Annotated in this window: 14 protein-coding genes and 1 pseudogene; 14 read left to right on the forward strand and 1 reads right to left on the reverse strand. The window is 58.0% G+C overall.

The genetic code is table 11. The annotated features are described in order from the left end of the window. Nucleotides 1-17 precede the first annotated feature (17 nt). The 13 genes from glpA to pfkA all read left to right on the forward strand — a co-directional run bounded on the left by glpA (nucleotide 18) and on the right by pfkA (nucleotide 16,887). Entirely contained in the window at nucleotides 18-1,640 is a 1,623-nt protein-coding gene (gene glpA / locus QDI87_RS08655) for an anaerobic glycerol-3-phosphate dehydrogenase subunit GlpA (protein ID WP_036378366.1), read from the forward strand. Continuing rightward, entirely contained in the window at nucleotides 1,637-2,881 is a 1,245-nt protein-coding gene (gene glpB, locus QDI87_RS08660) for an anaerobic glycerol-3-phosphate dehydrogenase subunit GlpB (protein ID WP_278742967.1), read from the forward strand. Before glpA ends, glpB begins: the two co-directional genes overlap by 4 nt. A 14-nt stretch (nucleotides 2,882-2,895) precedes the next feature. Beyond that, the gene (locus QDI87_RS08665; RefSeq protein ID WP_278742970.1) at nucleotides 2,896-4,122 is read left to right on the forward strand and encodes an anaerobic glycerol-3-phosphate dehydrogenase subunit C; all 1,227 of its coding nucleotides are present in this window, start codon (nucleotides 2,896-2,898) and stop codon (nucleotides 4,120-4,122) included. A gap of 39 nt (nucleotides 4,123-4,161) precedes the next feature. After that, a complete protein-coding gene (locus QDI87_RS08670) occupies nucleotides 4,162-4,479 on the forward strand; it encodes a PTS lactose transporter subunit IIB (RefSeq protein WP_248617178.1) in 318 nt (105 codons plus the stop codon). Nucleotides 4,480-4,538: 59 nt separating this feature from the next. Beyond that, nucleotides 4,539-6,038 carry a glycerol kinase GlpK gene (glpK, locus tag QDI87_RS08675; protein ID WP_270838045.1) on the forward strand — a complete coding sequence of 500 codons (1,500 nt, stop codon included), beginning with the start codon at nucleotides 4,539-4,541 and terminating at the stop codon, nucleotides 6,036-6,038. Nucleotides 6,039-6,056: 18 nt separating this feature from the next. Further along, on the forward strand, nucleotides 6,057-6,794 hold the full coding sequence (locus QDI87_RS08680) for an MIP/aquaporin family protein (RefSeq protein ID WP_270838046.1): 738 nt from the start codon (nucleotides 6,057-6,059) through the stop codon (nucleotides 6,792-6,794). Between the two features lie 228 nt (nucleotides 6,795-7,022). Next, a complete protein-coding gene (glpK, locus tag QDI87_RS08685; protein ID WP_278742973.1) occupies nucleotides 7,023-8,516 on the forward strand; it encodes a glycerol kinase GlpK in 1,494 nt (497 codons plus the stop codon). An 87-nt stretch (nucleotides 8,517-8,603) separates the two neighbouring features. Then, complete coding sequence (locus QDI87_RS08690; protein ID WP_278742975.1) at nucleotides 8,604-8,969, forward strand: metal-sensing transcriptional repressor; 366 nt, start codon at nucleotides 8,604-8,606, stop codon at nucleotides 8,967-8,969. A 42-nt stretch (nucleotides 8,970-9,011) separates the two neighbouring features. Then, nucleotides 9,012-11,621 carry a heavy metal translocating P-type ATPase gene (locus QDI87_RS08695; protein ID WP_278742978.1) on the forward strand — a complete coding sequence of 870 codons (2,610 nt, stop codon included), beginning with the start codon at nucleotides 9,012-9,014 and terminating at the stop codon, nucleotides 11,619-11,621. Nucleotides 11,622-11,721: 100 nt separating this feature from the next. Further along, a complete protein-coding gene (locus QDI87_RS08700; RefSeq protein WP_278742981.1) occupies nucleotides 11,722-14,517 on the forward strand; it encodes a sigma-54-dependent transcriptional regulator in 2,796 nt (931 codons plus the stop codon). A 262-nt stretch (nucleotides 14,518-14,779) separates the two neighbouring features. After that, entirely contained in the window at nucleotides 14,780-15,223 is a 444-nt protein-coding gene (locus QDI87_RS08705) for a PTS sugar transporter subunit IIA (RefSeq protein WP_036378373.1), read from the forward strand. Continuing rightward, entirely contained in the window at nucleotides 15,220-15,696 is a 477-nt protein-coding gene (locus QDI87_RS08710; protein ID WP_055162588.1) for a mannose/fructose/sorbose PTS transporter subunit IIB, read from the forward strand. Before QDI87_RS08705 ends, QDI87_RS08710 begins: the two co-directional genes overlap by 4 nt. Nucleotides 15,697-15,921: 225 nt before the next feature. After that, nucleotides 15,922-16,887 carry a 6-phosphofructokinase gene (gene pfkA, locus QDI87_RS08715; protein ID WP_036378375.1) on the forward strand — a complete coding sequence of 322 codons (966 nt, stop codon included), beginning with the start codon at nucleotides 15,922-15,924 and terminating at the stop codon, nucleotides 16,885-16,887. A 587-nt stretch (nucleotides 16,888-17,474) separates the two neighbouring features. Here pfkA and QDI87_RS08720 read toward each other — a convergent pair. Then, on the reverse strand, nucleotides 17,475-18,731 hold the full coding sequence (locus QDI87_RS08720; RefSeq protein WP_278742984.1) for a diaminopimelate decarboxylase family protein: 1,257 nt from the start codon (nucleotides 18,729-18,731) through the stop codon (nucleotides 17,475-17,477). A gap of 335 nt (nucleotides 18,732-19,066) precedes the next feature. Between QDI87_RS08720 and QDI87_RS11765 the strand changes: the two are divergent. After that, nucleotides 19,067-19,154 (forward strand): annotated as a pseudogene (locus QDI87_RS11765) (DUF1232 domain-containing protein); the annotation flags it as partial. Nucleotides 19,155-19,197 lie beyond the last annotated feature (43 nt).

Genomic DNA, 19,197 nt, shown 5'->3' on the forward strand with positions numbered 1-19,197 from the left:
GGAAGGAGAGCTTAGCAATGGAGCATGCAACGGTCATCGTCATTGGCGGTGGAGCGACTGGTGTCGGTATCCTGCGCGATCTTTCGATGCGTGGCATCGATACGCTGCTGATTGAAAAAGCAGATCTCGTTAACGGGGCAAGTTCTCGTTATCACGGCCTGCTGCACAGCGGTGGGCGCTATGCCGTCAAAGATCAGGAAGCAGCACGTGAGTGTATCGAGGAGAACAAGATTCTCCGCAAGATTGGCCGCTCGTGCGTAGAACCATATGGGGGCATGTTCGTTCGCCTCAACAGTGACCCGGCGGATTTTGAGGACGCATGGGTGGAGGGATGTCGTGTCAGCGGCATCGAGGCCAAGCAGATCTCTCTGGACGAAGCGTTCCGTATCGAGCCGCGCCTTTCAAAGAACGTCGTTTCGGCCTACATGGTCCCGGATGCAGCAGTAGATGGTTTCCGCCTCTCCTGGCAGAATGTCGATAGTGCGAGACGTTATGGCGGCCGAGCTAAGACATACGAGGAAGTCGTGGGCATCATCACGCAGAACGGCAAGGTCAAGGGCATACGCACGCGCAACGCCTTCACGGGGCTCATCACGAAAATCTCCTGTGATATCCTTGTCAATGTCGCAGGCGGCTGGGCTGGCCAGGTGGCCAAGCTCGCGGGACTGGATGTTGGCGTGCAGCCGGACAAAGGAACGCTGATTGCATTCAACCAGCGCATCTGCAACCACATCGTCAATCGCCTGCACAAATCGTCGGACGGCGATATCTTCGTACCGCATGGTTCCATCACGATTCTCGGCACGACGTCGATGAGTGTGGACGATGCCGAAGATACGAGCACGGCGCGTGATGAAGTCGAGAGCCTGCTGGCCATCGGTGAGCAGACCTTCGAGCATCTGCGCGATTACCGCATCCTGCGTTGCTTTGCAGGATCGCGTCCGCTCTACATCCCGCCAGGAGGTGCTGTCGGACGAAGTGCTTCGCGCGGCTTTGCCATCGTCGATCACGGTGAGCAGGACGGCCTCGAGGGAATGTTCACGATGGTTGGCGGCAAGTTCACGACGTATCGCCTGATGGCTGAGAAGCTCTCAGATGCTGTCTGCAAGAAACTGGGCAATACGATGCCATGCCGGACGGCTGAGGAGCCGCTTGTCCCCGAAGTACCGGAAGAAGAGCGCAAAGAGGCACGGTCGTATTTCCCATCTTACGGTACGGACCTCGCAGCGACGCGTCTCGGCCCAGATCGTTTCAAGAGCGTCGTGCGAAGACTCAAGCAGGATCCGGAGAAGCGCGAGCTCGTTTGCGAGTGCGAGAACGTCACGCGTGCAGAGGTGGAGGAAATCGCAAATGAACCTTCCGTCCATCAGCTCAGTGATATCCGCCGTCGCACGCGCGTCGGCATGGGAACATGTCAGGCAAACTTCTGCGCTTTGCGCAGTGCCAGTATCTTTGCGGATTGTCGCAAGGGGCGGCAGGATGACGCTGCGCAGGATTCTCTGGCACAGATGAAAGAACTCCTGGAAGGCCGTTGGAAGGGCATTCGCCCAGTCTTGCTTGGTCGCACCATCCGCGAGATGGAAATGACGCGCGGTATGTATGAACTCTTATTTCACGTGAATGGAGGCGCAACGAAATGATCGAATCGGATGTGATCGTCATCGGCGGCGGTATCGCTGGCATGGTGGCAGCGCTTGTCAGTGCGAGAGACGGTAAGCGCGTGACGATGCTGACGTACGGTGAAGGAACGCTTCCCTTGAATAGCGGTGTGATTGATATCCTGGCCTATGACCAGCAACATCATTACGTCGAGGATCCCATGAAGGCAATGGAGTCATTGCCGGAAGAGCATCCCTACCATCGAATCGGCCGTGAGGCCGTCGAGGAGGGAATCTCATTCTTCCGCGAGGTCATGGGTGCAAATGGCCTGCCGTATGCGGGCTCGTTTGATCGTCACTTGTTCGTGCCGACGGCTGTCGGCACGCTGAAGCCGACGAGCTTTGCGCCGGGATCTCTGGCGGGGAGCCGTGTGTTCCAGGGGCGGAGAAAGATCGTAGTCGTCTCCGTCCGCGGGCTCAAGGACTTCTATGGGCCGATCATGCTGGAAAACCTGAAGAAAGAATTAGGGGAAAGCCGTTCGTATGAGGTCGCCGTAGTGAATCCGAACCTTGGCGGTGGACGCGATATCACGACACAGGATGTCGCACGCTGGCTGGAGTCGGATAAGGGCAAACGCGATTTCGTGGCACAGCTGCGTAGCAGAGGCGGCAGTGATGCGGTGTTCATCGTGCCGCAAGTGCTCGGCCTCAAGGATGGCAAGCTCAGCGAAGAACTGGAAGAAAGGCTGGGGACCCCGCTCGTCGAGACGACGTGCCTGCCTCCTTCTGTCAACGGCATGCGCGTGCAGCGCATCCTGATCGATGCCCTGCGCAAGGCGGGTGTCAATATCGTAGAGAACACGCGTGTCATCGGTGCGAAGGTCAAGGGAAGCAAGGCAATCTCTGTCACGGCGGAAGGCTGTGCGCGCAAGAAGGAATACACGGCAGAGCGCTTCATACTGGCGACGGGTGGTTTTTATAGCGGCGGCATCACGATGCGGGACTTCGATAAGCCCAAGGAAGTGGTGTTCAATCTGCCGGTATCGTTTGTCAAGGGAGAAGCAGGCTGGGCTAACGATAAATTGTTCTCGGATCAGCCGCAGGGGTTTGCCAAGACTGGCATCCGGACGGATGCAGCGATGCGCCCGCTCGGTGCGGATGGCAAAGTTGTTCTCGAGAATGTGCGTGTCTGCGGCCGGATGCTTGCTGGATACGATTTCTGCTTTGAGCATTCGGGCAACGGTGTAGCGATTTCCTCGGCCTATAAGGCTGCAAGAGAATGAGGGGGATAGATGCTATGAGCGATACAAAGATGATTGAAGAAGACAAACAAGCCGTCTATTCGGGTGATCACTGTCTGTCCTGCACCTCGTGCATGGCCAATTGCCCTGTCATGGCAGCATCTCTGGAGTACCGTGGCCCGAAACTCGTGGCACCGGCACACGGACGCATGCATTTCTCTCAGGATGACTATGAGGATTCGCTGGATTTTTGCTCGAACTGCAAGAGCTGTGACCGCGCATGCCCTTCAGGTGTAGCCGTCTCGACGCTCAATATGCTGATGCGTGGCGAATACTATCGCCATCATCCGCATTCGAAGCGTGATGACATGCTCGCACACGGGGAACGCATGGCAAAACTTGTCTCGGCTATACCATTCGGCTCGACCTTTGCGAACCTCGGTACGAAGGTCGGCGGTGCGCTCGGCGTCCTCTCGGCTATGGGGATTGCGGGCCAGCGTTCGATGCCCTCGTACGCTTCAAAGACGTTCTACCGTCAGTTCAAGGACATCAAGCAGCCGAAGAGCGACAAGAAAGTCTTGTTCTATCCGGGCTGTTCCATCAACTACAATGAGCCACATATCGGCATCGCCTTCGTCAAGGTCATGAACCACAACGGCTATGAAGTCCTTGTGGATGAGGGCATGAACTGTTGCGGTTCCCCGCTCGTCGTTACAGGTTATCTCGATGAGGCAAAGGAACACGCGGACAACAATGTATCGAGAATCTTGAAGTGGAAGGAGCAGGGCATCCCTGTCGTCGTTTGCTGCACCAGTTGCTCGCTGATGCTGAGAGCCGAATACGCGGAGCTCTTCGGTGAGCAGCGTATGGAGGACGCGGCAGAGAATATCTACGATGCCTTTGAATTCCTTGAAGAACTCATGTCGAAGGGCGAACTCAAGACAGACTTCAAGCGGGTTGACAAGAAACTCATCTATCACGTGCCGTGTCATCTGAAAACGCAGGGCATCGGGACGCCGGCCGTATCCGTGCTCAAGCAGGTCCCTGGTGTTGAGGTGGAGCTCGCTGATGCCGGTTGCTGTGGCATCTCCGGCAACTATGGCTTCAAGAAGGAAAAGTATGATATCTCAATGAAAATAGGAGAGAAGCTTTTCGAGAGGATCAAAGAGAGTACGGCGGATGACGTCATCTGTGACTGCCCGACGTGCCGCATGCAGATCAAGCACGGGACGCAGACTGATCCCTGCCACCCGATTGAAATATTGGAAGAAGCGTATCGCTGAGACGATAGGCTTTGCGTGAGATGAAAGGAGGTGATTTTCATGCACGACGAAATTCGGCGCATCGTCCTGTTATGCTCTGCGGGTATCTCGACGAATCTCTTGGTCAGGCGCATGGAAGCAGAAGCAGCACGCCTAGGCTACCCATGTTCCATCAGTTTCTATCCTGTCGCAGAGGCAGATGAAGCAGCTGCTTTTGCCGACGTCATGCTTCTGGCTCCGCAGACGGCGAGCGAGCTCGGCTCGCTCAAGGTGAAGTATCCGAATGTCAAAGTGGCGTTGATCCCGCGTGAATTTTACGGGAAGATTGATGCGGCGGGCATTCTCGACTTTGCACAGAAAGAAGCAGGCGATTACTGATTGGTCTGCTCGAATACATAAGAGAAATATAAGGGGTTTTTGAAAGGGGCTTTTAAAACATGGCAACGAAGTTTGTTATGGCATTAGATGCAGGTACGACCTCGAATCGCGCCATCATCTTTGACAGTAATTCCAAGGTCATCGGCGTATCTCAGAAGGAATTCACGCAGCATTTCCCGGAACCGGGCTGGGTTGAGCACGATGCAGAAGAAATCTGGAGCACGATGGTCACCGTCATGAAAGAGGCACTCGAACAGTCGGGCCTCGTGGCAAGTGACATCGCAGGTATCGGCATCACGAACCAGCGCGAGACGGCTGTCATCTGGGACAAGAAGACAGGACGTCCTATCTACAACGCGATTGTTTGGCAGTCCCGTCAGACGGCATCCATTGCGGAAGACCTCAAGGCCAAGGGCCTTGTCGATGAAGTGAAGGATAAGACTGGTCTGCTGATCGATGCGTACTTCTCCGCGACGAAGATCCGCTGGATCCTCGACCATGTCGAGGGTGCACAGGAGCGTGCAGAGAAGGGGGAGCTCCTCTTCGGCACGATTGACACCTGGCTGATCTGGAAGCTGACGGGCGGCAAAGCTTATGTTACGGATTACTCGAATGCGTCGCGTACGATGCTCTTCAACATCAACACGCTCGAATGGGATGATGCACTGCTGGGCTATCTCAATATCCCGAAAGCCATGTTGCCGGAAGTGAAGCCGTCCTCTTATGTATACGGCCATAGCGTCCCGAGCATCCTCGGCGCTTCAATCCCTGTCGCTGGCGCAGCTGGCGACCAGCAGTGCGCTCTGTTCGGCCAGAACTGCTTCGAGCCGGGCATGGCAAAGAACACGTATGGCACAGGCTGCTTCCTGCTCATGAACACGGGCACGGAGCTCAAGAAATCCCATAAGGGCCTCGTCACGACGATTGCCTGGGGGCTGGACGGCAAGGTAGAGTATGCTCTCGAGGGCTCTGTCTTCGTAGCTGGCTCGGCCATCCAGTGGCTTCGCGACGGCATCCGTCTCGTCGACTCGGCCCCGGATTCTGAATGGGTGGCCAAGAAGGTCAAGGATACGGCAGGTGTCTACGTTGTCCCGGCATTCGTCGGCCTCGGTGCACCGTACTGGGATCAGGATGCGCGCGGTACGATCATCGGCATCACGCGCGGTACGACAAAGGCTCATATCGTCCGCGCTACGCTCGAGTCGCTCGCTTATCAGACCAAGGATGTCCTGATGGCCATGGAAGAAGATTCTGGCGAGAAGCTGCAGTCCCTCAAAGTGGATGGCGGTGCGTGCGCGAATAACCTCCTCATGCAGTTCCAGGCCGACATCCTGCAGTGCCCGGTGGACCGTCCGCAGACGATTGAGACGACGGCTCTCGGTGCAGCTTATCTCGCTGGCCTGGCTGTCGGTGTCTGGCAGGACAAGGAAGAGGTCAAGACGGCGTGGAAGCTCGATACGCGCTTTGAGCCGACGATGCCGGAGGTAGATGCTGCGAAGTACTACAAGGGCTGGCAGAAGGCTGTCAAGCACTCGATGCACTGGCTCAGCGAAGAATAACAGGAGGGAAAATCCGCTATGGTTGTCGGTTATGAGAATCTTTTAGGTGAATTCTTTGGCACGATGGTCCTGCTGGTCTTCGGCTGCGGCGTCTGTGCAAATTTGACCTTGGAACGCTCTAAGGGGCAGGCTTCGGGCTGGGTCAATATCGCGATCGGATGGGGCTTTGCCGTCACGCTCGGTGTCTTTACGGCAACGTCGCTGGGCGCTCCGCAAGGCGACCTCAATCCGGCTGTTACGTTCGGCAAGATGCTTCTGGGCATCTATACGTTCACCCAGTTCGTCGTGACGTCCATCGTCCAGATCCTCGGCGGCATTGCTGGTGCGGCAATCGTTTGGCTCGCGTATCTGCCGCATTGGGGCCTCACCAAGGATCCTGCCGCAAAACTCGGCATCTTCTGCACGGCTCCGGCCGTCCGCAATTTGGGAACAGCGTTCCTGACGGAGTTCATTGCGACGTTCTTCCTGCTGTTCCTGATCTGGGCCATCTTCTCGAAACAAGTCGGTGCTATGCCGGCCGGTTTCGGCCCCTACATCGTCGGTGTACTCATCTGGGCGCTGGGCCTTTCGCTCGGCGGTCCGACGGGCTATGCCATGAATCCTGCTCGTGACCTCGGACCTCGCCTGGCTCATGCAATCCTGCCGATTGCTGGCAAGGGCGGATCGGATTGGGGTTACGCCTGGGTACCGGTCATTGCTCCGCTCATGGGTGCAGGCGCAGCCTATGTCGTTGGCTCGGCTATTGGCTTGTTCTGATTATTACGAGCTGTTCCTATCATAATTATGTTCCAATCGCTTTATCCATTTTATTGTGTATTCCATTGACTCCCCAATGATACTTTGAGACTTTCCTTTCCTATAAGTCTTTCTCCCGCGTTTTGCGCGGGAGATTTTTTTGTAAAAGGATTGCAACAATGATATAATGAGACGTAACCTTAATAAGAATGGTATATGATGAATGGGGTAGCGGGAAGGGGGATGTTCTTGAAAAAACAGTATATTCTGGCGCTCGATTCTGGGTCGGTCAAGAATCGTGCAGTCATCATCAATCGCGAAGGGCAGATATGCTCGTATGCGGAAAAGAAGATATCGATGTATACGCCGCATGAAAGCTGGGTGGAGCAGGACCCAGATGAGATTTGGTCGACACAGCTCTTTGTGGCGCGCAAAGCAATCAAGTTAGCGAGACTGGAACCGTCAGAAATTGCGGCAATTGCCGTGACGAATCAGCGTGAAACGACGATTGTCTGGGATGAGAAGACGGGACGCCCCATCTATCCGGCTATCAGCTGGCAATCGCGCCAGACGGGGGATATCTGCAAGCGACTGCTCAAGGAAGGGTATCAGGAAGAGATCTGGCAGAAGACTTCTCTTGTCATCGCGCCGTACTTCTCGGGCACGAAACTCTGCTGGATTTTTGAGAATGTTCCAGGTGCCAGAGAGCTGGCACAGAAGGGACGCCTGCGCTTTGGCACTGTGGACACCTGGCTCATGTGGAAACTCAGTGGCGGCGAGGTTTTTGCGACGGATTATTCGAATGCTTCCCGCACGATGCTGTTCCACATCAAGGATCTGACTTGGGATGAGGATATCCTGGAGGCACTCGATATTCCCCGCCAGATCTTGCCGGACGTCTATCCGTCAAGCCATCTCTACGGAGAGACTGCAGCTAATTGGCTCGGGGCAAGGATTCCCATTGCATCCTGCATCGGCAACCAGCAGGCAGACCTCTTTGGTGAAGTTTGCTTTAAGCCGGGGGAAGCAAAGAATTCGTATGGTGTCGGTTCGTTCTTCCTGGTCAACACGGGTGACTGTCACGTCCGTTCTAAGAACGGGCTGGTGACGACGATTGCCTGGGGCATTGGCGATAAGGTCACATATGCTCTGGAGGGCAGTACGCTCGTTTCGGGCATCAGCCTAGAATGGCTCAAGCACGGGATTGGCATCTTGGATTCCATGCCGGAGTCCGAATGGATCGCGAAGCGCGTGCCCGATACGAATGGCGTCTATCTCGTGCCGTCCTTCCGAGGCCTCTCTGCACCGTACTGGGATATGGAGTCGAAGGGACTCATCGTCGGCCTTAGCGATGATGTCAACCGCGCTCACATCATCCGGGCGGCTTTGGCGGCGCTGGCGTACCAGGTGCGTGATATCTACGAGGCACTCTCTCCAGATATCCCCGTGCCAATCAAGGAACTCAAGGTCAGCGGCGGTGCCAGCCAGAATAATCTTCTGATGCAATTCCAGGCAGACATCATGGGCCTTCCTGTCATTCGCCCGGAGATTATGGAGACGACGGCATTGGGAGCTGCTTATCTCGCTGGCTTGGCCATTGGCTTCTGGCAGAATCTCGATGAGCTGAGGAAATTATGGCCACCGTATGTCCGCTATGAGCCGCATATGGATGAGGTGGAGCGCGAACGTCTCTACGATGGCTGGCAGGTTGCTGTAGAGCAGGCCATGGCCGGTATGCGCTGATTTTTCTCCCGCATTGCGGGAGCTTTTTTTTGACTTGACAGATACCCCCTCGTGGTATAAGATAATATACCGTTAGGGGGTATATTCGTGGAATCATGTGAAGATAAGAAATGTCAGGCGGCTGCTATGGCAGAGGCGAGTGCAGAGCAGCACACCTGCAGTGGCTGTGTCAAGCACAAGCACCGCGACAAGGACAGCAAGGAATACAAGTGCCTCGTCTCGCGCCTGCGGCGCATCGAGGGACAGGTCCGCGGCGTCTGCAAGATGGTCGAGGATGACCGCTACTGCGTCGACATCCTCACGCAGGTCAGCGCCATCCAGTCGGCGCTCAATGCGTTCAACAAGGAACTGCTCGCACAGCACATCAAGTCGTGCGTAGTCGACGACATCCGCGCCGGTCACGATGAGGTAGTCGATGAGCTCGTTGCGACGCTCCAGAAGGTCATGAAATGACCCGTCGTTTCCCAATAGCCACCAAGGAGGCTGAAATCCAAGATGAAGAAACAACAATTCACGATCACGGGCATGACATGCTCGGCCTGCTCGGCCCGTGTGGAGAAGGCCGTCACGAAGGTTGACGGCACGAAAGATGTCAGCGTCAATCTGCTGACGAACAGCATGCAGCTCGAATACGATGAGCAAAAGACGAGTGTGCCGGCCATCATCAAGGCCGTCGTCGATGCTGGTTACGGCGCCTCGGTCAAAGGCAAGCAGGCGGCGGCCAAAGCCGCGCCGCAGGAAGATCCGGTCAAGAAGAGCATTGACGAGATGAAGCACCGCCTCGTCTGGTCCATTGCCTTTCTGCTGCCGACGATGTACATCTCGATGCACGGCCTCTTTGAGAAGCTCTTCGGGCTGCCCGTGCCGCAGATTGTCGGCGCGGTCTTTGACGGCCCGGAAAATGCCATCATATTTGCCTTCTCGCAGTTCTTGCTCGTGCTGCCAATCATGTATCTCAACCGCCGCTACTACATCGCAGGCTTCCGCAATCTCTTCCGCGGTGCGCCGAACATGGACAGCCTCGTCGGCATGGGGTCGATGGCGGCGGCGCTCTTCGGCGCCTTCGCCATCTTCCGCATGGGCTGGGGCTTCGGCCACGGCGACATGGCACTCGTGCAGGAGTACAGCACGAATCTCTACTTCGAGTCGGCCGGCATGATCGTCACACTCATCACCGTCGGCAAGTACCTCGAGGCGCGCGTGAAAGGGCAGACGAGCAAGGCGCTCGAGAAGCTCATGGATCTCGCGCCGAAACAGGCGTGCGTCGTGCGCGGCGGTGTGGAACAAGTCATCCCGGCAGAAGAACTCGTCGCGGGCGATGAAGTCATCGTGCGCCCGGGGGAGCGCATCCCCGCAGACGGCATGGTGCTCTCGGGCACGACGAGCGTCGATGAGTCGGCCATCACGGGTGAGCCGATTCCCGTCGAGAAACAGGCGGGCGACAAGGTCACTTCGGCCACAATCAACAAGCAGGGATCCATCCATTTCAGCGCGGAGCGCGTCGGCGAGGACACGACGATCAGCCAGATCATCCGCCTTGTCGATGCGGCGAGTGCCTCGAAGGCACCGATCGCGCGCATGGCTGACAAGATTGCTGGCGTCTTTGTGCCAGCGGTCATCGCGATTGCCGTGCTGGCGGGTGCCGTCTGGCTGGCCATGGGCGCGAGCGTCGAGTTCTCTTTCTCGATTGCCATCTGCATCCTCGTCATCTCGTGCCCCTGCTCCCTGGGCCTCGCGACGCCGGTCGCCATCATGGTCGGTACGGGCAAGGGGGCAGAGAACGGCATCCTCATCAAGTCGGGCGAGGCGCTCGAAATCGCACAGTCCGTCGACACAGTCGTCATGGATAAGACCGGCACGATCACGGAGGGCCGTCCGGTGGTCACGGATATCACGACGGTCGACGGCGTCTCGGAGCAGGAGTTCCTCGCCATCGCCGCAGGCCTCGAGAAGGGCAGCGAGCATCCGCTGGCAGAGGCCGTGATGACGGCAGCTAGGGAGAGGGGCATCGCACCGAAGGCCATGACGGAGTTTCAGGCGCTCTTTGGCCGCGGCGTTGAAGCCAAGGCCGACGGCCACGTCTACGCGGCCGGCAACGACAAGCTCATGGCCGAGAAGGGAATCGATCTTGCACCATATGAAGCGCACCTGGCCTCGCTGGCGGATGACGGCTGTACGCCGCTGATCTTCGCTGAGGACGACCGCGTCATCGGCATCCTCGCCGCCGCCGATGTGGAGAAGGCGACGAGCCGCGAGGCCATCGCGCACTTCCGCGAGATGGGCATCGAGGTCGTCATGCTGACGGGCGATAATGCGCGCACGGCGGAGGCCATCCGCCGCCGCATGGGCATCGAGAAGGTCATTGCTGGTGTCCTGCCGGAGAACAAGGCGGAGCACATCAAGAAGCTCCAGACGGAAGGCCACAAGGTCGCGATGATCGGCGACGGCATCAACGATGCGCCGGCGCTCGCGCAGGCCGATCTCGGCATCGCCATCGGCGCTGGCACGGACGTTGCCATCGAGAGCGCCGATGCCGTGCTCATGAAGAGCGACCTTCTCGATGCCGTCAGTGCGATACGCCTTTCCAAGGCCGTGCTGAAAAACATCAAGGAGAACCTCTTCTGGGCGCTCATCTACAACGTCATCTGCATCCCGCTCGCGGCGGGCATCCTCTACCCCGCTTTCGGCATCAAGCTCTCGCCGGTCATCGGCGCTGCAGCCATGAGCCTGTCGAGCGTCTGCGTCGTCATGAACGCCCTGCGCCTGCGCTTCTTTAAGCCAGACCATGGGGCAGAAATATCAGCAGAGCAGACGGCAGCAGCCGTTTCATCTGATAGAAAGAATCACGAGGCCGCCGACTCGGCAGCCGCACAATCTGTACAGGAGAAAGAAGCGATTACCATGGAAAAGACACTGAAGATCGAGGGCATGATGTGTGCCCACTGCCAGAAACACGTTCACGATGCACTCGCCAAGATGGACGGCGTCACGGATGTCACCGTCGACCTCGAGGGCGGCAAGGCCGATGTCAAGGCAACTCACGACATCCCAGAGGCCGACTTCCGCAAAGTCATCGAGGATGCTGGCTACGAGCTCGTAGGCTGAGTCTCATTCACAGGCTTGAAAAGGGGCAGCGCAAGGCGCTGCTCCTTTTTGCTGTATGCTATAATAGGATGTGTATGTTGAGGTATGGAGGGGAATGCGGATGAAACGAGGGGAGCGCATCTATTCGTATATCGAAGAGAAGTCGGAGGCCTGGCCAGAGGAAAAGCTCAAGGGGCGTGTCGGCTTTGGGGCGCAGGAAATCGCGGAGGCACTCGGCATCCTGCGCAACAATGTCTCGAAGGAACTCAACGCGCTGCAGCGCCAGGGCAGGATCGTGAAGTTCTCGGGGCGGCCGGTGCTCTACTTTGACAGGGCTTGCCTGGAGTCGGCACTCGGCGTGACGCTCGGCGAGGGGGAGTGCCAGTTTGACGATGTCGAGGCCATCTGCCAGTCGAAGAAGCCGCAGGAGCCCGAGAATCCCTTCGCGCGGCTCATCGGCGCGGACAGGAGCCTGAGGCGCCAAGTCGAGCAGGCCAAGGCGGCTATTCTCTACCCGCCCGACGGCCTGCACACCTTGATCGTCGGCCAGACGGGCGTCGGCAAGACGCTCTTCGCGCACATGATGTTCGAGTACGGCAAGGTCATGCACCGCTTCGCGGAGGAGGCGCCGTTTGTGACGTTCAACTGTGCCGACTACTACAACAACCCGCAACTTCTGATCTCGCATATCTTCGGCTACATGAAGGGGGCGTTCACGGGTGCGGATCAGTCAAAGGCGGGCCTCGTCGAGGAGGCAGACGGCGGCGTGCTGTTCCTCGATGAGATCCACCGCCTGCCGCCTGAGGGGCAGGAGATGATCTTCTACTTCATGGATACGGGCACGTTCAACCGGCTCGGCGAGACGCAGCGCAGCCGCAGGGCCAAAGTCCTGATCATCGGGGCGACGACGGAGGACCCCGACTCCGCGCTGACGAAGACCTTCGTGCGCCGCATCCCGAACATCATGAAGATACCGCCGCTCGCGGAGCGCAGCACGGACGAGAAGCTCGACATCATCAAGCTGATGTTCCAGGATGAGGCGCAGCGCGTCAAGAAGCCGATCCGCGTGGGCGTCGAGACAATAAAGGCTCTCGTCGGCAGCATCGGCAGCGGCAATACCGGCCAGCTCAAGTCGAACATCAAGCTGCTCTGCGCGCAGGCCTTCCTCAACGGCATTGACAGCCCGGAGGGCATCGAGGTCGACTTCAAGATGCTGCCGCAGCAGATCCGGAGCGGCCTCTTGACGCTCTCGGCCAACCGCCAGGCCTTGACGGAGGTCACGAAAGCTCTCGGCAGCGACTCGTGCATCATCGTGCCGCTGGGGCCGGATTTCCCGCTGACGGACGGCGTGAGCGGCGCGGAGTTCAATCTCTACCAGGTCGTCGAGGCGAAAGTCGAGCTCCTCAAGGGAGAGGGCATCAGCAGCGACCTCATCAAGCAGATCCTCGCGGCGGATGTCAATGTCTACGTGCGCAATCTCTACAACAAGAAAGCTTCGGTCAACATGACGACGCGCGAGCGCCTGCTGAAGATCGTCGACGCCTCGCTCGTCGACTTCGCGGAGCAGGTGGCGCTCTACGTGCAGAAGCGCATGAATGCAAGCTATCACGACCGCTTCCTCTACGCCTTCAGCCTGCACCTCTCGGCCTTTCTCAAGCGGGTCAAGTCGAAGGATGCGGCGCACAAAGAGCTCGAGGGCACTGTGCCGCAGGACTCGCTCTGCCTCGAGGTGGCGACCGAGATCGGCAGCCTCATCGAGAAGCATTACCGCATCGAGGTGCCGCGCGTCGAGATCGAGTACATCGCCCTGCTGTTGGAATCGTCGCAGGAGGATGACCGCGACGATCGCGTCGTCCTCGTCGTCGCGACGCATGGCCAGAGCACGGCGACCTCGATGGTCGAAGTCGCGCAGCGCTTGTTCGGCACGACGGACGTCAGCGTGCTGGCCGTCGACATGCCGCTCGAGGTCCGTCCGCAGGCCGTGCTCGACAAGATGGCGGCCATGTTGCGGTCCGTGCCCTGCCTCAAGGGCGTCCTGATACTCGCAGACATGGGCTCGCTCTGTAATCTCGGCCCGAGCCTGGAGAAGCGCCTCGATGTGCCCGTGCGCACGATTGACATGGTCTCGACGCCGCTGATCCTCGAGGCCATGCGCAAGGCGGAGCTCGCGGGCATGGACCTCGACGGTCTCTACGACTCGCTCGCGAGCTTCCACGGCTACGAGGCGCGCGACGTCACGCAGGATACGGAGCTCGAGAAGGTGACGGACGACGGCCGCGTCGTCGTGACCATCTGCTCGACGGGGCAGGGCACGGCGCTCAAGCTCAAGTCGCTCGTCGAGGAGATCCTGCGCGGCGCGGGCCAGCCTTTGCCCGTCATTCCCGTCGGCATCGTCAAGCTCGAGGAGCATCTGCGCGAGATCGCAGAGGGCCATCGCATCGTGGCGGCCGTCGGCGTCAAGAAGCCCGCGATGCGCATCCCGTTCATCTCCTTGGAGGCCATCATCGACGGCGAGGGCGAGGCTGCGCTCTTGGAACTCGTCACGGGCAGCCGCAGCGCCTCACCTCACCGTCAGGGAAGCCGCGTCGTCCAGAGTCTCTGCTCAGAATCCCTCTGCAAGTTCCTGACGTATCTCAACCCCGAGAAGGTCATGCCGCTCCTCATGGAGTTCGACGAGCGGCTCGAGGCAGGGCGCAGGGAGCCTCTGGCCAATCCCCTGCGCATCCGGCTGCTCGTCCACTGCGGCTGTGCGCTCGAGCGCTGCGTCATGCGCAAGCCTCTCCACTACGGCGGCAATCCGTCAGAGCTCCGCACCGAGAAGGTCGAGGCACTGAAGGAGGCCGCAGAGGTCTTTTCGGAGAAGCTGCACCTGACACTGGTTGCAGACGAGTATTATTTCATGGCAGAGATGATCTGATACACTGACGGCCATGCTTCCTGATACAGATGATAGTGTATTTCTTTTAGGGTGGCGAGAGGCGATACTGTATCAGGATGATGGGTGATAGCGCGATAGAGTATTATCTAGCAAGTGTGATAGTATTATTTCATCGTTGTTGAACGCAAAGAGATGCGAGAATGATGACCTGTGTATCCATATTGGTTTGATACACAAAGTTGGCACGCATCTTGCATTGTATTAGGGTATAGGTAAGGTAGTATCAGAAGGGGGTTATCCAATGTTTGCGATTATCGTTGGTACACATGGTCTTTTTGCAGAGGAGCTCGTGCGCTCGTGCGAGATGATCTGCGGTGAGCAGAAGAATGTCCGCGCTGTCACGCTCGTGCCGGGCGAGGGGCCGGATGATGTCGTCAAGAAGTACGAGGAAGCCATCAAGGAGCTTGACTGCTCGGGCGGCGTTCTCTTCCTTAACGACCTCTTCGGCGGCAGCCCGTACAATGCAGCCTGCCGTCTCGTCATCGCCAATGAGGCGTACGGCATCGTGACGGGTGTCAACCTGCCGATGCTCATCGAGATGTGCAGCGCACAGATGATGGACGAAGGCCTGAGCATTCAGGAACTCATGGATAAAGCGGCAGAAGCTGGCAAGAGCGGCATGCAGTTCTTCCACGCGAGCCAGATTGCTGTCGACGATGACGACGAGGATGATGATCTCTTATGAAGATTGTATTGGCACGGATCGATGACCGCCTGATTCACGGCCAAGTCGCCACCGTTTGGTCGAAGGCGACAGATTGCCAGCGCATCATCGTCTGTGACGACGAGGTCGCCAAGGACAAGATCCGCGCGGTGCTCTTGAAGCAGCTCGCACCAGCGGGCGTCAAGAGCCATGTCGTCGACCTCGCAAAGGCGGTGCGCATCTACCGCAACCCGAAGTATGAGAATGACCGCTGCCTGCTGCTCTTCACGAATCCCACGAGCGTCTTGTACCTCGTCGAGCACGGCGTGCCGATCAAGAGTGTTAACATCGGCGGCATGAGCTTCTACGAGGGCAAGCATCAGGTCACGAGCGCCGTCTCGGTCGATGACAAGGACGTCGCCGCCTTCAAGAAGCTCCACGAGCTGGGCATCGAGCTGGAGATCCGCAAAGTCGATACCGACGAGAAGCGAGATCTCATGGCCGTCCTCAAATGATGCGTGTATCGCGTCCTGAAACAAAATCCACGATCTGCAACGCCTTTTCCGCGAGGAGAAGGCGTTGTTTTGCATGAAACCCTTTACATTTTTGGACGAATTCCGTAAAATAAAGAAAGATAATATATAAGAAGTACATTATCAGGTCATTTGGTTATCCTGCGGCATGGGCCAACGGGATGATTGGGATAAGTATGGAACTGATGGAATAGGAGAGATGTTCCCATGATCAAAAAAGCGATTGCTGTAATGACATCTGGCGGCGACAGCCCGGGCATGAATGCTGCGGCGCGTGCCGTTGTCCGTACGGCACTCTACGAGGGTGTAAAAGTCTATGGCATCAACAACGGCTATCAGGGCATGCTCGATGACGACATCGAGGAGCTTACGAGCCGCAGCGTCAGCGACCTCATCCAGCGCGGCGGCACGTTCCTCGGAACGGCTCGCTGCCCGGAATTCAAGACGCCGGAAGGCCGCCGCAAGGGCTTTGAGAACCTCGTGAAGCGTGGGATCGAAGGCCTCGTCATCATCGGCGGTGACGGCAGCCTGACGGGCGGCTCGCTGCTCTCGAAAGAGACGGGCCTGCCGATTGTCGGCCTGCCGGGCACGATCGACAACGACGTCTGGGGCATGGACTACACGATCGGCTGCGATACGGCTGCGAACACGATTGTCGATGCAATCAACAAGCTGCGTGACACGGCTTCGGCACATCGCCGCATCATGCTCGTTGAGGTCATGGGCCGCAACTCCGGCTGGCTGGCCATGATGTCTGGTATCGCGGGCGGCGCTGAGTTCGTCCTCGTACCGGAGGTCAAGTTCAACATCGACTCGATGTGCGAAGAGATCAAGGCAATGTACGATGCAGGCAAGCGTTACAGCATCATCGTCGTGGCGGAAGGCGCCGGCTCGGCCATCGAGATCGGCAAGGCCGTAGAGGAGAAGACGGGCATCGACACGCGCGTCTCGGTCCTCGGCCACATCCAGCGCGGCGGCTCGCCGACGGTGGAAGACCGCATGAAGGCATCGATGCTCGGCGAGAAGGCTGCTCTGGCCATCATCTCGGGCGCATCGGATATCGTCTTCGGCTTCAACGAAGGCAAGGTCGTAGGCGTCAACCTCTTCGAGGCCGTCAACAACACGAAGACCCTGAACCCAGAACTCGTGCGCCTCGCACGCGTGCTGGCCTGATAGAGTCTGGCAATCAAGACAGAATAAAAAGAGCTGCTACCCAAGCGAGTTGGGTAGCAGCTTTTTTTGCTGATTGGCATATGCTCACATCTTGTCATTGAAGGCGAGGAGGCATGTGTCGGAGCATGCAAGACGGGGATGACCGGGCAACGCTGCGCGATGACCGGCTGCTGAATCTATTTTTTCCCTTTTAATGCAGCCTGAGGAAAGAGCTAAACGCGCTGCGCTTGAACGACGCTCTTTCCTCAGGAAATGTGTGTCGGGAAAAAATAGATTCTTGACGCAGACGGTCAAACGCTTCGCTTTTGCCCGGCCATCCCCTCTTTGCTCTGCGTGACGAGCAGCCCTGCCACTCAGTTTGCATAGCCCTGAGCGGGGAGGCATGTGTTTCGCCTGCAGAAGCGAAGCGATTGCCCGCAGGGATGGGCCCCAAGACAGGCGTGGCAAAGCATGCGATGTCGGAACGCCGTGGCAGGCGGCGAATCGGCATCGATGCGCAATCTGGTCATGGGGTCCATTCAGCAGAGCGCCGAAGCCGAAATACATGCCTCTCCGCCTTCTACTCCGGATGTGCGTACAATCACAAATTACATTACGCTGCCCGGGTATTTGAGGGTGGCGAAGTAATCGTCGAGCGTCTCGGCGCGGCGGATGAGCTCGACGCTGCCGTCTTCGTGGAGCAGCAGCTCGGCGCACCAGAGCTTGCCGTTGTAGTTGAAGCCCATCGCGCTGCCGTGTGCACCCGTATCGTGGATGATCACGCGGTCGCCGATGTCAATCTTTGGCAGCTTGCGGTCGATGGCGAACTTATCGTTGTTCTCGCAGAGCGAGCCCGTGATGTCGTACGTGTGGTCGCAGGGCTCGTTCTCCTTGCCGGCGATCGTGATGTGGTGGTAGGCACCGTACATGGCCGGGCGCATGAGGTTGGCCATGCAGGAGTCGAGGCCGATGTAGTCCTTGTAGGTCTTCTTCTCGTGGATTGCCGTCGAGACGAGCCAGCCAGCAGGACCCGTGATGGCGCGGCCGCTCTCGGTCATCATGGCGACGTCGCCGAGGCCCTCCGGTACCATCATCTCATTGTAGAGCTTGTGGATGCCCTCGCCGACTGCTTCGAGGTCGACAGGCTCCTCTTCCGGGCGGTAGGGGATGCCGATGCCGCCGCCGATGTTGACGAACTCGACGTGGATGCCGAGGCGGCGCTTGAGCTCGACTGCCAGCTCGAACATGAGCTTAGCCGTGAAGACGAAGGCCTCCGTGCGGCGTTCGTTCGAAGCGACCATCGTGTGCAGGCCGAAGCGCTTGACGCCCTTCTCCTGTGCCATCTTGTAGGCCTCGAAGAGCTGGTCGCGCGTCAGGCCGTACTTCGCTTCCGTCGGCTTGCCGATGATGTCGTTGCCTTCGATGAGGTCGCCCGGGTTGTAGCGGAAGCAGATGATCTTCGGCAGGCCAGCGTTTTTCTCGAGGTAGTCGAGATGGCTGATGTCATCGAGGTTGATGATGGCACCGAGCTCGATGGCCTTCTGGAACTCGTCCGCCGGCGTGTCGTTGGAGGTCAGCAGGATCTCCTCGCCCTTGTAGCCCGACGCTTCCGAGAGCACGAGCTCGGCGAGGCTGCTGTTGTCCGTGCCAGCGCCTTCTTCGTGCAGGACCTGCAGGATGCGCGGGTTCGGCAGCGCCTTGACGGCGAACTGCTCGCGGAAGCGCGGAGCCCAGGCAAATGCCTTCTGGAGCTTGCGGATGTTCTTGCGGATGGCGCGCTCGTCGTAGATGTGGAACGGAGTCGGGTACTTCTTGATGATTTCCTCAAGCTGCTCCTTGGAGAGCGGGAAGGTCTTCTTGCTCATATGTTGTCCTCCTGTAAAAACAAACCTACCAAAGAGAATTATTATCTGTCAAAATGTTAATTTATTATACCAAATAGGAATAATGCTGTCAATTCCTATGTTATAATTGTATAAGACATTCCGGCAATTTCTCGAAATTCAGCACCTTTCCAGACAGCATGGCTCGTTGTGTGGTAAAATGAGACTGTATTTACTTTGAACTAGGAGTTTGCAAAATGGGACGATTACTCGGCGTACTGCGCCTTTTCCGGCATGACATCCTCGTCATGCTGCTCTCGCTCAAGAGCCGCCAGACACCGCGGAAGGTCAAGGGCATGATGCTCCTGGCCATCTTCTATCTCTTGAGCCCGATTGACCTCATCCCCGACGCCATCCCTGTCTTCGGCATGCTCGACGATGCTGTGCTCGTGCCGGCTGCCATCGCCATGCTCATGCGCATGCTGCCGTACCCCGTGCGGTCGGACTG

This window comes from Mitsuokella jalaludinii, assembly GCF_928722185.1.
Taxonomy (GTDB): Bacteria; Bacillota; Negativicutes; order Selenomonadales; family Selenomonadaceae; genus Mitsuokella; species Mitsuokella jalaludinii.

Bases quoted from the DNA above. Each gene is read 5' to 3' on its own strand.
- glpA (WP_036378366.1), top strand. From the start codon at position 18: ATGGAGCATGCAACGGTCATCGTCATTGGCGGTGGAGCGACTGGTGTC.
- glpB (WP_278742967.1), top strand. From the start codon at position 1,637: ATGATCGAATCGGATGTGATCGTCATCGGCGGCGGTATCGCTGGCATG.
- QDI87_RS08665 (WP_278742970.1), top strand. From the start codon at position 2,896: ATGAGCGATACAAAGATGATTGAAGAAGACAAACAAGCCGTCTATTCG.
- QDI87_RS08670 (WP_248617178.1), top strand. From the start codon at position 4,162: ATGCACGACGAAATTCGGCGCATCGTCCTGTTATGCTCTGCGGGTATC.
- glpK (WP_270838045.1), top strand. From the start codon at position 4,539: ATGGCAACGAAGTTTGTTATGGCATTAGATGCAGGTACGACCTCGAAT.
- QDI87_RS08680 (WP_270838046.1), top strand. From the start codon at position 6,057: ATGGTTGTCGGTTATGAGAATCTTTTAGGTGAATTCTTTGGCACGATG.
- QDI87_RS08695 (WP_278742978.1), top strand. From the start codon at position 9,012: ATGAAGAAACAACAATTCACGATCACGGGCATGACATGCTCGGCCTGC.
- QDI87_RS08700 (WP_278742981.1), top strand. From the start codon at position 11,722: ATGAAACGAGGGGAGCGCATCTATTCGTATATCGAAGAGAAGTCGGAG.
- QDI87_RS08705 (WP_036378373.1), top strand. From the start codon at position 14,780: ATGTTTGCGATTATCGTTGGTACACATGGTCTTTTTGCAGAGGAGCTC.
- QDI87_RS08710 (WP_055162588.1), top strand. From the start codon at position 15,220: ATGAAGATTGTATTGGCACGGATCGATGACCGCCTGATTCACGGCCAA.
- pfkA (WP_036378375.1), top strand. From the start codon at position 15,922: ATGATCAAAAAAGCGATTGCTGTAATGACATCTGGCGGCGACAGCCCG.
- QDI87_RS08720 (WP_278742984.1), bottom strand. From the start codon at position 18,731: ATGAGCAAGAAGACCTTCCCGCTCTCCAAGGAGCAGCTTGAGGAAATC.